Annotated in this window: 16 protein-coding genes; 8 read left to right on the top strand and 8 right to left on the bottom strand. The window is 61.9% G+C overall.

Annotation, left to right across the window (positions count from 1 at the left end):
* Positions 1-15 precede the first annotated feature (15 nt).
* Entirely contained in the window at positions 16-918 is a 903-nt protein-coding gene (locus AC1DLT_RS14270) for an AraC family transcriptional regulator (protein WP_477487150.1), read from the bottom strand.
* A gap of 186 nt (positions 919-1,104) precedes the next feature.
* On the opposite strand from AC1DLT_RS14270, the gene AC1DLT_RS14265 reads away from it, so the two are divergent.
* Positions 1,105-2,151, top strand: coding sequence for an NAD(P)-dependent alcohol dehydrogenase (locus AC1DLT_RS14265; RefSeq protein WP_247034130.1), 1,047 nt, complete (start codon positions 1,105-1,107; stop codon positions 2,149-2,151).
* Between the two features lie 74 nt (positions 2,152-2,225).
* Here AC1DLT_RS14265 and AC1DLT_RS14260 read toward each other — a convergent pair whose 3' ends face one another.
* Complete coding sequence (locus AC1DLT_RS14260; protein ID WP_247034132.1) at positions 2,226-2,831, bottom strand: hypothetical protein; 606 nt, start codon at positions 2,829-2,831, stop codon at positions 2,226-2,228.
* Between the two features lie 11 nt (positions 2,832-2,842).
* Complete coding sequence (locus AC1DLT_RS14255; RefSeq protein ID WP_405029331.1) at positions 2,843-3,226, bottom strand: winged helix-turn-helix transcriptional regulator; 384 nt, start codon at positions 3,224-3,226, stop codon at positions 2,843-2,845.
* A gap of 173 nt (positions 3,227-3,399) precedes the next feature.
* On the opposite strand from AC1DLT_RS14255, the gene AC1DLT_RS14250 reads away from it, so the two are divergent.
* The 3 genes from AC1DLT_RS14250 (at position 3,400) to AC1DLT_RS14240 (ending at position 6,087) form a co-directional block, all read left to right on the top strand.
* Entirely contained in the window at positions 3,400-4,284 is an 885-nt protein-coding gene (locus AC1DLT_RS14250) for an SDR family oxidoreductase (RefSeq protein ID WP_477487149.1), read from the top strand.
* Positions 4,285-4,363: 79 nt separating this feature from the next.
* Entirely contained in the window at positions 4,364-5,080 is a 717-nt protein-coding gene (locus AC1DLT_RS14245) for an aspartate/glutamate racemase family protein (protein WP_477487148.1), read from the top strand.
* A gap of 59 nt (positions 5,081-5,139) precedes the next feature.
* On the top strand, positions 5,140-6,087 hold the full coding sequence (locus tag AC1DLT_RS14240) for a bifunctional helix-turn-helix transcriptional regulator/GNAT family N-acetyltransferase (RefSeq protein ID WP_477487147.1): 948 nt from the start codon (positions 5,140-5,142) through the stop codon (positions 6,085-6,087).
* Here the strand turns inward: AC1DLT_RS14240 and AC1DLT_RS14235 are convergent.
* Complete coding sequence (locus tag AC1DLT_RS14235) at positions 6,084-6,836, bottom strand: pyridoxine 5'-phosphate synthase (protein ID WP_477487146.1); 753 nt, start codon at positions 6,834-6,836, stop codon at positions 6,084-6,086. The two genes, AC1DLT_RS14240 and AC1DLT_RS14235, sit on opposite strands and share 4 nt — an antisense overlap.
* Positions 6,837-7,176: 340 nt before the next feature.
* On the opposite strand from AC1DLT_RS14235, the gene AC1DLT_RS14230 reads away from it, so the two are divergent.
* Positions 7,177-7,866, top strand: a complete 690-nt coding sequence (locus AC1DLT_RS14230; RefSeq protein ID WP_477487145.1) for a MerR family transcriptional regulator — start codon at positions 7,177-7,179, stop codon at positions 7,864-7,866.
* Positions 7,867-7,879: 13 nt separating this feature from the next.
* Here AC1DLT_RS14230 and AC1DLT_RS14225 read toward each other — a convergent pair whose 3' ends face one another.
* Positions 7,880-9,004, bottom strand: a complete 1,125-nt coding sequence (locus tag AC1DLT_RS14225; protein ID WP_477487144.1) for an ATP-dependent DNA helicase — start codon at positions 9,002-9,004, stop codon at positions 7,880-7,882.
* A gap of 187 nt (positions 9,005-9,191) precedes the next feature.
* On the opposite strand from AC1DLT_RS14225, the gene AC1DLT_RS14220 reads away from it, so the two are divergent.
* From AC1DLT_RS14220 to AC1DLT_RS14210, 3 genes are read left to right on the top strand one after another with little or no spacing between them, the layout of a single operon-like run.
* On the top strand, positions 9,192-9,569 hold the full coding sequence (locus AC1DLT_RS14220) for a COG4315 family predicted lipoprotein (protein WP_105400834.1): 378 nt from the start codon (positions 9,192-9,194) through the stop codon (positions 9,567-9,569).
* Positions 9,553-10,113 (top strand): RNA polymerase sigma factor, encoded by a 561-nt coding sequence (locus AC1DLT_RS14215; RefSeq protein WP_105415747.1) that lies wholly within the window; start codon positions 9,553-9,555, stop codon positions 10,111-10,113. The genes AC1DLT_RS14220 and AC1DLT_RS14215 overlap by 17 nt, the downstream gene beginning before the upstream one ends.
* Positions 10,110-10,895 (top strand): anti-sigma factor family protein, encoded by a 786-nt coding sequence (locus tag AC1DLT_RS14210; RefSeq protein ID WP_477487143.1) that lies wholly within the window; start codon positions 10,110-10,112, stop codon positions 10,893-10,895. Before AC1DLT_RS14215 ends, AC1DLT_RS14210 begins: the two co-directional genes overlap by 4 nt.
* A gap of 3 nt (positions 10,896-10,898) precedes the next feature.
* Here the strand turns inward: AC1DLT_RS14210 and AC1DLT_RS14205 are convergent, their stop codons facing one another.
* Genes AC1DLT_RS14205 through nthA form a run of 3 tightly spaced genes read right to left on the bottom strand, consistent with a single transcriptional unit; the run spans position 10,899 to position 12,548 of the window.
* Positions 10,899-11,270 (bottom strand): nitrile hydratase accessory protein, encoded by a 372-nt coding sequence (locus AC1DLT_RS14205; protein WP_477487142.1) that lies wholly within the window; start codon positions 11,268-11,270, stop codon positions 10,899-10,901.
* Positions 11,257-11,916: a nitrile hydratase subunit beta gene (gene nthB, locus AC1DLT_RS14200; protein WP_477487141.1), complete on the bottom strand. Its 660-nt coding sequence runs from the start codon at positions 11,914-11,916 to the stop codon at positions 11,257-11,259. Before nthB ends, AC1DLT_RS14205 begins: the two co-directional genes overlap by 14 nt.
* Entirely contained in the window at positions 11,913-12,548 is a 636-nt protein-coding gene (nthA, locus tag AC1DLT_RS14195; RefSeq protein WP_477487140.1) for a nitrile hydratase subunit alpha, read from the bottom strand. The genes nthB and nthA overlap by 4 nt, the downstream gene beginning before the upstream one ends.
* Positions 12,549-12,550 lie beyond the last annotated feature (2 nt).

The following is a 12,550-nucleotide window of genomic DNA, read 5'->3' as shown; positions in this document are numbered from 1 at the left end:
AGGGTTTAAGCCTCGCTATTCCGCGGCAGCCAGGATCGCACCCACATCACGCAGCGGTGACACACCGTAGAGCCGGCTGTATTCGCGGCTGAACTGCGACGGGCTCTGGTAGCCGACCCGGTGGCCGGCGCTGCCGACATCGAGCCCTTCCAACAGCATCAGCCGCCGCGCTTCATGCAGGCGCAGCTTCTTCTGGAACTGCACCGGCGTCATCGCGGTCACCGACTTGAAATGGTGATGCAGCGAAGATGGACTCATGCCCACATGGTCCGCCAGGTCCTCGATCCGCAGCGGCCGGTGGAAATTGGCGCGCAGCCAGGCGACGGCGCGGGCGATCCGGTTGCTGCGGCTTTCGGCGGTCGCGATATGAATAAGTCGTGGGCCATCCGGCCCGGAGAGGACACGATAGAGAATTTCCTGCTCGATCAGCGGCGCCATGGCCGCAATATCCGCAGGCCGATCGAGGAGCCGAAGCAGCCTTGTCGCGGCATCGAGCAGTTCCGGAGGCGCGACATTGGAGACGATGCCGCGCATGGCATCCGTGTCGGAACCAGGCCGGGGAACGTCGACCCGCTCCAGCAGCGCGGACAGGCGGTCCGGATCGATGGCAAGCGCGAAACACAAGTGCGGCACCTCCGGGCTTGCGACCGTGACGCGCGAGGTCACCGGCAATTCGATCGAGGTGAGAAGATAATCGCCGACGCCGTAGGCAATCATCTCGTCCCCCAGCTTGACGCTCTTGGTGCCTTGCAGGACCAAACCGATGCAGGGCCGGTAGTCCATATAGAGCGGTGCGGTTGGGACCGCCCGCCGGCTGAGCATCAGATTTCCAACGGCCGTGAACACTTCCCCATCCTTCTGAACGTGCCGCGCGGCAATCGAGGCCGCCTCGTGATAGGGATTGAAGGGCAGTGTCATGGAGCCTCCGGGATGAGCAGATGAGCGCTTTTCCTATGCCGACTTGCCGATGAAACCAACAGGCGGGCGATCACTTTTGCAGGATCGTGCAAAAAGCTCGCAGGATCGCTCTAACGCCGTTGCGAGGTCCGGAGGCATAGTCCGCGCGTCCAATTCCCTCCCAACCAACAGATGAATGGAGCTCCCATGGCTATTGCAAAAGGCTATGCCGCGACCGACGCGTCGAAACCACTGACGCCTTTCACCTTCGAGCGCCGCGAACCCAATGACGACGACGTCGTCATCTCGGTGCAGTATTGCGGCGTCTGCCATTCGGACATCCACCAGGCCCGCAACGAATGGGGCAACTCCCGCTTTCCGATGGTGCCGGGCCATGAAGTGGCCGGCGTCGTTTCGGCCGTCGGCGCTGGTGTGACCAAGTTCAAAGTCGGCGACCGTGTCGGTGTCGGGTGCTTCGTGAATTCCTGCATTGGCTGCGCCACCCGTGATCTCGACTACGAACATTTCCTGCCGGGCCTCACCCAGACCTATAACGACGTCGAGGCCGACGGCACGACGCCGACCTATGGCGGTTATTCGGACCAGATCGTCGTCAAGGAAGGTTATGTCCTCTCCTTCCCGGACAATATTCCGCTCGACGCCGGCGCCCCGCTGCTTTGCGCCGGGATCACGCTCTACTCGCCGCTGCGCCACTGGAAGGCCGGTCCCGGCATGAAGGTCGCGATCGTCGGCATGGGCGGCCTTGGCCATATGGGCGTCAAGCTCGGTGCGGCCATGGGGGCCGATATCACCGCGCTCAGCCAGACGCTGTCGAAAAAGGAAGATGGCCTGAGGCTCGGCGCCAAGGAGTATTACGCCACCAGCGACGCCGAGACTTTCGCCAAGCTCGCCGGAACATTCGACCTGATCATCTGCACGGTCGGCACGACGATCGACTGGAACGCCTATCTCGGCCTCCTGAAGTTCGACGGCTCCATGGTGTTGGTCGGCGTCCCGGAACATGCGGTTCCGGTCCATGCCTTCTCGGTCATCGGCGGCCGCAAGAGCCTCTCCGGCTCGATGATCGGCTCTATCAAGGAAACCCAGGAAATGCTGGATTTCTGCGGCGAGCACGGCATCACGTCCGAGATCGAGAAGATCAATATCCAGGATATCAACGAAGCCTATGAACGCGTCATCAAGAGCGACGTGCGCTACCGCTTCGTCATCGACATCGCCTCGCTGGCGGCTTGACCACCACCGCGCCAATAAACTACAGGGCGGCTTCCGGGCCGCCCTGCCAGCCTGCGATGTACTGACCGCAAAGACTAACCTCCGGCCGAACTCAAAGACGGTCCGCGCCGCACCAATTCGTCGAAAAGATTATTGACGGCATGCGGATCGGCCGCATCAACGATCCTCAGCCCGTTTTCCCGAGCCGCTTTGTGCATTTCCGCATTGTCGTGAACGGAACGCTCAATAAACGCGTCGAACATAGCTCGATCGCCCTCCCCGGCCTGCAGATATCCCGCCTCGGCTCGCATTCTCTCCCGCAGGAAATCTGTATCGGCATGGAGACATATCCCGACAAGCGTCTCCGAAACGAGCGGCGCGATGAATTCAGGCCGCAGTGCCGATCCTTCCAGCACAAATGGTTTTCGAGCTTCTATCTCGCCGTCGATCATTCGCTTCAGGCCGGGCCACATGTTTTCGTGATGCACCCTCAGGAACCAGTAGATCGTCTCCGGCGAAAGGCGCCTATAATACTCGGCCACAGGTGGACGGACRCTCGGCCACGGCCGCCCTGGATGCCGCCCGAGACTATCGGTCGATACCATGTTCAAGTTGAGAGTCTCGGCCAGACGTTTTGCCAGCGTCGTTTTGCCGACATGCGAGCTTCCAGCGATCAATATGCCTGACAAGCCTTGATCCATAGCGGGCTCGATCAGGCGAGTTCGCTCTCGTCGTATTTCACCCGCGCGGCCTTCACCGACGGATGATTGGCTTCCGCCCATTGCAGCACCTTGGAAAGCGGCTCGAAGAGCGAGCGTCCGAGATCAGTCATCCGGTATTCGACGCTCGGTGGTTTGGTCGGAAACACTTCGCGTTCGATATAACCGTCGCGCTGCAGGTCACGCAGCGTCTGGGTCAGCATCCGCTGGGAAATATCCGGCACCAGCCGGCGAAGCTCGCCGAAGCGATAGGGCTGGCGCGCCAAGGCCCCGAGAAGCAGCGTCGACCATTTGCCGGCAATCCGGTCGATAACGTCCCGGACCGGACAATTATCCATGTTCCATCCGGACGTATCGCATTCCTTGCCATCCAGCATCGGCTTACGGCTTGCATTGAGGGCCATGGAGGTGGTTCCCTTGAAGTAACGATCTCCCTGGAAACTGCCTCCTTTACAGATCGAAGTCAATTCCTATTCTAGCGCTAGTCTCTTTTTGAGACCAACAATAACCGCCGCGCCGACAGGCCGGCCATCGCCAGGAAAGAAACCGCATGACCAAACTTCTCGTCACCGGCGCCGCCGGCCATCTGGGCCGCGCAGTGCTGCGTCACCTGCTGGAGACATCCAAGGTCGCTGCCGCCGACATCGTCGCTGCCAGCCGTGATCCGAACAAGCTCGCCGACCTTGCCGCCAGCGGCCTGGAAACCCGCGCAGCCGATTTCGACGACGAAGCCGGGCTCGTGAAGGCATTCACCGGTGTCGACCGCGTGCTGATCATTTCCACCGACGAACTGGCAACGCCCGGCAAGCGCATCACGCAGCACAGGAACGCCGTTTCCGCCGCCAAGAAGGCCGGCGTGAAGCACATCGTCTATACGTCCATGCCCAACCCCGACAAGTCGCTGGTCACGTTCGCGCCGGATCATCTCGGCACCGAAGAGGCCATCAAGGCGAGCGGCGTCGCCTACACGATCCTGCGCAATTCCTGGTACCACGACAATTATCTGATGGGCATGCCGCACAATCTTCAGGTCGGCAAATGGTACACGTCCGTGGGCACCGGCAAGATCACCACGATCAGCCGCGACGACTGCGCCCGTGCCGCAGCCGCAGCCCTTGCCAATCCGCCGGCCGGCAGCCGCATCTTGACCCTCACTGGTTCGGAATCCCTGACGGCCGCAGAAATCGCCGCCCGCGCATCCGCGGCCACCGGCAAGCCGCTGGATGTCGTTGATGTCACCGACGAGCAGCTGACACAGGGCCTTGCCGGCGCCGGCCTGCCCGCCTTCGTCGCGACTATGCTGGTCTCGGCGGATGCCAATATCCGCGCCGGCAATTTCGAACAGGTGACGAGCGACTATGAGACGCTGACCGGCCAGAAGCCGCAGACGCTCGCTGCCTATTTCGACACCCAGAAGGCGGCCCTCGCCGCTTAGCATCTCGGTGGATTGCGGCTCTCCGAATTTCGCGATAATGAGATGGAGTTGCCAAATTCCATCTCGTTTGGAGAAAAAAATGCGCAGGATCGGCTTGATTGGCGGAATGAGTTTCGAAAGCACCGCTGTCTATTATCGCCTGATCAATGAGATGGTGCGCGACCGCCTCGGTGATTTTGCGTCGGCCGATCTCCTGCTCCATTCCGTCAATTTTGCCGAGATCGTCGACATGCAGAAGGCCGGCCGCTGGGATCTGGCGGCCGAGCATCTTGCGGGCAGCGCGCGCAGGCTGAAGGCGGCCGGCGCGGAATGCGCGCTGATCTGCACCAACACCATGCATCTCGTCGCCCCGCAGGTACAGACCGCGATCGACATACCCCTTATCCATATTATCGACGAGACCGCCAAGACGTTGAAATCGCAAGGCCTGAAGCGGCCGCTCCTGCTCGCCACACGCTACACGATGGAGCACGGCTTCTATCCCGATCACATGAAGGGGCTCGGTATCGATGTCATGGTGCCGGATGCGGACGATCGTACCGATATCCATAACATCATCTTCAACGAACTCTGCGCCGGGATTGTTCTCGATACCTCCCGCACCCGGGCCATCGCCATGATCGAAAAGGCGAAGGCTGAAGGCGCCGACAGCATCATCCTCGGCTGCACGGAAATCTGCCTCCTGCTCGATCCGGCAGGCCTGCCCCTGCCCGGCGTCGATTCCACCGCCATCCACGCCAAGGCCGCAGTCGATTTCGCACTCGGCCAGCCGGCGGCCAAACAGGCTGCAGCGTAAATTTATTTGACTCAGTCCAATAAATGCCTGACAGAGTCTCCCTAAAGGAGAATCTGCCGATGACCGATCCTGCCGTTCTGGATGCCGTCCGGGCCTTCAATCGTTTCTACACCAACAAGCTCGGCGTTCTCGCCAAGGGCTATCTCGACACCGATTACACGCTGACCGAGGCGCGCATCCTTTACGAGATGGGCGCCCGCAAACGGGTTTCGGCAACCGAGCTCAACCGCGATCTCGGCCTCGATCCCGCCTATCTCAGCCGGCTCCTCAAAAAATTCCGCGAGGCCGGCTTCATCGACAGCGAGCCGGATCCCGATGACAAACGCAGCCAGATCCTTGTTGTCACCGACAAGGGACAGGCCGAATACCAGACGCTCGGCGAACGTTCCCGCCAGCAGATCGCCAGGGATCTCAGGGAGGTGGACGCATTCGGCCACGAAAGACTGATCGGCTCGATGCAGGTGATCCGCAATATTCTCGACCCGCAGTCGACCGCGCCGACACCGCCGATCGTCATCCGTCCGCACCGTGTCGGTGACATGGGTTGGCTGATCGAAGCCCAGGCGGTCGCTTATGCGCGGGAATACGGCTGGAATGACAAGTTCGAAGGGTTGGTCGCCGAGGTCGCCGGCAAGTTTATCGCCAACTTCAACCCTGAGCGCGAACGCTGCTGGATCGCCGAACGCGACGGCAAACGTGTCGGCTCGGTGGTCGTGGCGGATGGCGGCGGCGACACAGCCAAGCTGCGCCTTCTCTACCTCGATCCCGCCGCCCGCGGCCTTGGCCTCGGCCGGACGCTCGTCGAACAATGTATCAAATTCTCGACGCTCGCCGGTTACAAAAAGCTGTCGCTCTGGACCAATGATTGCCTGAGTGCGGCAATCCGCATCTATCAAACGGCCGGCTTCGAGCTCGTCGCGGAGGAAAAGCACAACCTGTTCGGGCCCGAATGTAACGGCCAGACTTGGGAGCTCGAGCTCTGCGAGGCAAAACTGTCGTCGAATTAGACAATCTGGCCGCAGGCGCGGCGGAAGCGGCGCACGGTTTCCGCCATGCCGTATTCGAGCGCATCCGCCGTCAGGCCATGCCCGATGGAGACTTCCGCCATCTTCGGAATACGCTTCACCAGTGCCGGCAGGTTTGCGACCGTCAGGTCGTGACCGCCATTGACGCCAAGCCCTTCGGCAAATGCCGCATCCGCCGTCCGCCCGAGTTTTTCAAGGATTTCGGCGCCGCGCTCCGGATTGTCGAAACAGCCGCCATAGGGCCCGGTATAGAGTTCGATACGATCAGTGCCCGTCCCCCCGGCGAGCTTCATCGCCTCGACGTCGCCGTCGCCATCGGCAAACAGCGACACCCGCATGCCGCCCTTCTTGAGCCGCGCCACGATCGGCTTCAGCATCTCGCTCGTGGCACGGAAATCGAATCCGTGGTCGGAGGTCGCCTGGGTCGGATCGTCCGGCACCAGGGTTACCTGCTCCGGCTGGGTCGCCTCGCATAGCGCCAGGAAATCCTCGCTCGGATATCCTTCGATATTGAACTCGGCATTCGGGAACTCGTCGTCGATCAGCGCCCGAAGAACCGGCAGATCGGTGAAGCGGATATGGCGCTGGTCGGGGCGCGGATGCACCGTCAGGCCGGCCGCACCCGCCTGCAGCGCGATGCGCCCCAGCGCTTCGACGCTTGGCCATGGAAGATCGCGACGGTTGCGCAGCATGGCGATGGCATTGAGGTTCACGGAAAGCTTGGTCGGCATGGCAATACCCGGTTTTGAAAGGTCGATCCGCTTTTAGGCCATGCGCCTTCGCAATGCCACCGGGTTTAGAAAAATGCACTTATAAAGAGTTTTGATGGACGAGAATTCACGAGGCAACAGGGGCTACCATTTCTTAAAGTTTTAGCTAATCTATATCTAACAGAGTTCGCCGGGCAGGCCAAAAGGCGGCGGAATACGGTTTGAACAGCGAATTCTGCCACTCATTTCAATCGGGTCCGCATTTTCAGTACCGAGGTTCCATCCGAGAGGTCCGACGCAATGTCGCAACCTTCAGATGCATATTCGACCACGCCGCCGACTTCAGGCGCAAGGGGACTCGATGCGAAGCGATACCATGCAGGCCATGACCGAAAATGCGCCGCCGGCGCGAGCAGCCCATTATTTTCCTCCTCTTCCCCAGGTCTCCCTTCCGTTTGAAATGCCGAGCCAGCCTGTGGCGATCGCCGAAATGGCGGATCTCTTCGGCGTCACCCACCGCACCCTTCACTTCTATGAGGAAAAGGGCCTGATCACCGCCCGCCGCTCCGGCAGCATGCGGGTCTATGACAGGGTCCAGATCCATCGCATGGCGGTCATCAATGCCTGCCGCGAGATCGGCATTCCGGTGGCGGTCATCCAGGAACTGATGGAAGAGCTTGCCGGTGCGACGTCGGAGACCGAAGCCAACGAGATGTTCCACAACATGCTGGCCCGGCGCAAGCGGGAACTCACGTCTGACATTTCCAACATCCGCCGGCAGATGCAGCAGATCGAAAACCTGCTGGTGGCCGAGGAAGAAGAGCAGGCGCTCACCGGCCCCAAGCCGATGTCCCTGATTCTGAGCGACATCGAGAAACGCTGCCTGGGATTGATGGCCGAAGGTTATTCGGCGCCAAGGCTTGCCCGCGCGCTCAACCTCGAATTCGAGGACCTGCGCCGGATGGAGGATGACATCATCCAGAAATTCCAGGCGACCAACCGCTTCCAGGCGGTCGCAAAGGCGATGCTGCTGGGTTTCGTGCCGAACTGACCCCGGAGCCGCCTCAGCGAACGATGGTCAGCGTCTCGGCTGCGCGGGTGATCGCAGTATAAAGCCAGCGCTCCCGGCTGTCGCGAAACGCCCAGCTTTCATCGAACAGAACGACGTTGTTCCACTGCGACCCCTGCGCCTTGTGGACGGTCAGCGCATAGCCGTAATCGAACTCGTCATAGCGCTTGCGGGTCGTCCAGGGGATTTCGCCTTCCTGCTCTTCGAAGGCCTGTTTCAGAAGCTTGATCTTGGCCGCACCGCGATCCATGTCGTCGTCTTCCGGCCGGATCATCAGGTTGATGCCGGGCTTCACGGTCTCGCGCGACGAACTCATCACCTGCCAGAGCGAGCCGTTGAGCAGCCCCTTGGCCGGGTCGTTCCTGAGGCAGACCAGCTTGTCGCCGGATTGCGGATAGTCGGCCGTAAAACCTTTCAGTTCCCGGAGCCGCTGATTGTAGCGCTTGCGGGTCTTGTTGGTGCCGACCAGAACCTGGTCCGCCTCCATCACCAAAGGCTGGGTCACCTCGTTGCGGGAAATCACCTTCGCGGTGCCGTAATCGCCATACATGATCTCCTTGCCTTCGCGCACGTCCATCGCCAGCTTGATGATCGGGTTGTCGCGCGCCTGGCGGTGGATATCCGTCAGCAGATAGTCCGGATCCTGTTCGGTGAAGAACCCGCCGCCGGAAACCGGCGGCAGCTGGCCGGGATCGCCGAGCACCAGGATCGGCGTCCCGAAACTCATCAGGTCCTTGCCGAGCGCCTCGTCCACCATCGAACATTCATCGATGATGATCAGCGCGGCCTTGGCGACCGGGCTCTGGCGGTTGATCGAGAACATCGGCGAGATCGACGTCTTGCCGGCATCGTCCTCGACCGCTTCCTCGCCGCGCGGCCTGTAGATCAGCGAGTGGATGGTTTTCGCGTTGCGCGCCCCGCGGGAGCGAAGAACCTGCGCCGCCTTGCCGGTGAAGGCCGCGAACAGCACCTCGCCATCGACATTTTCGGCGAAATGTTTGGCAAGCGTAGTCTTGCCGGTGCCCGCATAACCGAACAGCCGGAAGACCTGGCCGCGGCCCTCTTTCAGCCATTGTGAAACGGCCTTGAGGGCCTCGTCCTGTTGCGGTGCAAATTGCATGGCGGGACTTGGCAGGATTCTGCGGCCAAGCGCAACCGAAAAAGAACGAAAGATGAATCAAAGGCCGGGATGAGCGGTTCGATCATCTCCGAAAAAATCTTTGGTCCTCGACGGAATAAATCCGCCCCTGCCGGTGTCTTGACTTCGGTGGCCGATGTGAGGCCGCCATCAACCAGGGAGACGATCCATGAAGACCTTCATTCTTGTGCCTTTCGCGCTCGCAGCGCTGACCTCGGTCGCCTTTGCCGCCGGCCCGTTCAAGACCGTCAAGACCTCGACCAAGGGCGAAGTCCTCGTCGGCGAAAAGGGCATGACGCTCTACACCTTCAAGAACGACAAGCCAGGTACTTCCAACTGCTACGACAAGTGCGCCACCAACTGGCCGCCGGTCATGGCCGCTTCCGATGCGAAGGCCGATGGTGCATACTCTATCGTGACCCGCAAGGACGGGGCCAAGCAGTGGGCGAAGGATGGCATGCCGCTCTATTACTGGGTCAAGGACACCAAGGAAGGCGACACCACCGGTGACGGCGTGAACGGCGTTTGGGATGTCGCAAAGCCCTGATCAATCCACTTCCGGAACGGCGCGTGAGGCACAGGCTCCCGCGCCGCTTTCCTTCGAGGCGCAGATCCTAGCCCTCCTGCCCTCGCTCAGGCGCTATTCGCGCAGCCTGACGCGCTCGGACACGGAGAGCGAGGACCTGTTGCAGGATTGCGTCGAGAAGGCGCTGGTCAGCCGTGGCCAATGGCGCGGCGCGAATTTCAAGTCCTGGGCCTACAGGATCATGACCAATCTTCACCTCAACGCGCGGCGGTCAATCGCGCGACGCCCGTCCGTCGGCATAGAGGAGGCGGAGAGCCTGGCTGCAAGCACGGGTGCCGACGATCCCTTGGAAAAGAACCGTCTCGTGCAGGCGCTGGAGACGCTGCCGAAGGAGGCGCGCGCGGTGCTGATGCTGGTCGTCGTCGAAGGTTACGCCTATCAGGAAGTCGCCGAGATGCTGGAGATTCCGGTCGGCACCGTGATGTCGCGCCTGTCTCGGGCGCGCCAGGCCTTGCGGGAAAAAATGCGGGAGGAAAACGTCATACCATTGCGGAGACCACGATGACCGAAGCCAGATCCGTATCCGAAGCGGAACTGCACGCCTATGCCGACGGCTTCCTGGACGAAGCCGACCGGGCTCGCGTGCAGGATTTTCTGGCCGAAAACCCGGACGCCGCACAGATGGTGGCCGACTGGCAGGAGCAGAACGACGAGCTGCGCGCCGCCTTCGCCGGTCATGAACGATCGAAACCCACCGATATCCAGCTTCTCACGGGCGGTCTGGCGCGCACCAGCACCCGGCCGTCCCGCCGCTTCGCGCTGGCAGCCGCCGCGGTCGTGATCTTCGCAGCCGGCGCGCTCGGAGGCCATTATGGCCCGCTGCTGTTCGAACGCCCGGATATCCAGCTTGCCGCTACCGAAGTCCTGCCGCGCGAGGCGCGCAACGCCTTCCTCGTTTATGCAAGCGAGGTGCGCCACCCGGTCGAAGTGTTTGCAAACGAAGAGACGCATCTCGCCAACTGGCTTGGCAAGCGGCTGTCGATCGCCAATCTCAAGGTTCCGAACCTGCAGGGACAGGGCTTCAAGCTGGTCGGCGGCCGCCTCCTGCCGGTCGGCGGCAAGCCGGGCGCGCTGTTCATGTACGAGGACCAGACAGGCCAGCGCCTGACCGTGCTCGTCGGCCGCAACAAGGAAAACCGCACGACCAGTTTTCGGTTCGCCTCCGCCAGCACCGTCGAGACCTTCTACTGGATCGACGGCGAGCTCGGATACGCCGTCACCGGCGAAATCTCCCGCGACATGCTGCGCCGGGTCGCCGAGGAATGTTACCGGCAGTTTCCGAGTTGAACTTCAGCGCAGCGGATCGTTGGCAAGCTCGATCGGCCGGCCATGCGGCGTCGCCTCGGCCGCCCGCTGCCAGCTCTGTTGAAGCGCCAGGATCGTTTCGCCGTCGGCAATGCCCTTGCCGACCAGCAGGCCGGAGAGTGCCGCCACCCAGCTATCGAAATAGTCGCTGCCGTCATCCGCTCTGCCTGGCTTGTGGACCTCGCCTGAAAGCGCTTCGGCCCATTCGCTCCAGCTGAACAGGCCGCGCTCGTGCAGATGCACGGTCATCGCGAAGGCTTCCGCCGCCCAGGGCTCCGGAAACACCGGATCACCCTCCGGTGACTTCGGCAATCCGGGCGACTGCACCAATGCCGAGGGGACCTCACACGCGCTCAAGATAGCTCTCCCAGGCATCGATCGAGACCGTCAGCGTCGGGTCGGCGCCCTCGCCCCAGATTTCTGGCCCGTCGAACACAACCGTATAGACCCATTGCGGGTTCTCGCCCTTGCCATGCGCATTGTCGTCCGGAAACACAAAGGAGCCCTGCACGGCCTCGACGACACCGGTCTTTGCGCGGGCATAACGCGGCAGCCGCGTATGTGTCTCCGGATTGAAATTGCGGGTCCGCACCCGGTCGCCCGGCTGGAATTGTGGTTCCGCCTCGATGGGCCGGTCGCACGGTCCGCCCTTGGCAAGCGCGCCCGCCACCATCTCCGCCTTCAGGATGCGTTTTGGCGTCGCCGGCTCCATCTGCTTGCGGCCCGCATCGATTTCCGCCCGCGCCGCAAAACCATGGCGTTCGAGCAGCACTTCCAGCGCCCGGATCCAGATCTCGTAATAGCTCGCGCCCAGATACGCCGCCGGCGGAATATTTTCGCGCGCATGCCGGCTTTCGTCGATCGTCCAGCCACCGAGAGCACCGCCGGATAGTGTCAGCCCCAGCGCCCGCTTCTCCCACTCGGCATGAAAATACGGCTCGTCCTTTTCAGGCGCCACCGGCCCGAAGCCCATCTGGCCGCCGAGATCATGAGGCCCGTTCATGGCCGCGGCCCCGCTATCGCCGTGCCGATCATCGCGTCGCGGCTGACGAGGTCAGCAAGCGCCTCCTCACCGAGACCTTCTGTGCCTTCGGGCCTTTCGGGGATCACCAGATAGCGTAGTTCGGCGGTCGAATCCCAGACCCGGATCTTCTTGGTCTCCGGCAGGACCAGGCCGAACTCGGCAAGCACGCCGCGCGGATCGATGACAGCGCGCGCGCGATAGGCCGGCGCCTTGTACCAGACCGGCGGCAGCCCGAGTACCGCCCATGGATAACAGGAGCAGAGCGTGCAGACGACCAGGTTATGGGTGTTCGGCGTGTTGAACACCGCCCGCATGTGTTCGCCCTGCCGGCCGGTAAACCCAAGGCTTGCGATCGCCGCGGTCGCATCGGTTCTCAGCCATTCGGCAAAATCGGCGTCGCTCCAGGCCTTGGCGACCACCCGGGCACCGTTGCGCGGGCCGATCTTCGTCTCATAGGTGTCGACGATCGCATCGATCGCCTTCGGATCGATCAGCCCCTTTTCGGTCAGCACCGTTTCGAGCGCTTTTACGCGCGCCTGCATGTCGCTGTAGCGGTTGTCGTGATCGTGGTCATGCCCATGGTCGTGATCGTGGTGATGATGTGTAGACATGG

The sequence above is a fragment of the Neorhizobium sp. 05N33 genome, from assembly GCF_056397445.1.
This window is presented reverse-complemented; position numbering and strand designations above follow the sequence as displayed.

Bases quoted from the DNA above. Each gene is read 5' to 3' on its own strand.
- AC1DLT_RS14270 (WP_477487150.1), bottom strand. From the start codon at position 918: ATGACACTGCCCTTCAATCCCTATCACGAGGCGGCCTCGATTGCCGCG.
- AC1DLT_RS14265 (WP_247034130.1), top strand. From the start codon at position 1,105: ATGGCTATTGCAAAAGGCTATGCCGCGACCGACGCGTCGAAACCACTG.
- AC1DLT_RS14255 (WP_405029331.1), bottom strand. From the start codon at position 3,226: ATGCTGGATGGCAAGGAATGCGATACGTCCGGATGGAACATGGATAAT.
- AC1DLT_RS14250 (WP_477487149.1), top strand. From the start codon at position 3,400: ATGACCAAACTTCTCGTCACCGGCGCCGCCGGCCATCTGGGCCGCGCA.
- AC1DLT_RS14245 (WP_477487148.1), top strand. From the start codon at position 4,364: ATGCGCAGGATCGGCTTGATTGGCGGAATGAGTTTCGAAAGCACCGCT.
- AC1DLT_RS14240 (WP_477487147.1), top strand. From the start codon at position 5,140: ATGACCGATCCTGCCGTTCTGGATGCCGTCCGGGCCTTCAATCGTTTC.
- AC1DLT_RS14235 (WP_477487146.1), bottom strand. From the start codon at position 6,836: ATGCCGACCAAGCTTTCCGTGAACCTCAATGCCATCGCCATGCTGCGC.
- AC1DLT_RS14230 (WP_477487145.1), top strand. From the start codon at position 7,177: ATGCGAAGCGATACCATGCAGGCCATGACCGAAAATGCGCCGCCGGCG.
- AC1DLT_RS14225 (WP_477487144.1), bottom strand. From the start codon at position 9,004: ATGCAATTTGCACCGCAACAGGACGAGGCCCTCAAGGCCGTTTCACAA.
- AC1DLT_RS14220 (WP_105400834.1), top strand. From the start codon at position 9,192: ATGAAGACCTTCATTCTTGTGCCTTTCGCGCTCGCAGCGCTGACCTCG.
- AC1DLT_RS14215 (WP_105415747.1), top strand. From the start codon at position 9,553: ATGTCGCAAAGCCCTGATCAATCCACTTCCGGAACGGCGCGTGAGGCA.
- AC1DLT_RS14210 (WP_477487143.1), top strand. From the start codon at position 10,110: ATGACCGAAGCCAGATCCGTATCCGAAGCGGAACTGCACGCCTATGCC.
- nthB (WP_477487141.1), bottom strand. From the start codon at position 11,916: ATGAACGGGCCTCATGATCTCGGCGGCCAGATGGGCTTCGGGCCGGTG.
- nthA (WP_477487140.1), bottom strand. From the start codon at position 12,548: ATGTCTACACATCATCACCACGATCACGACCATGGGCATGACCACGAT.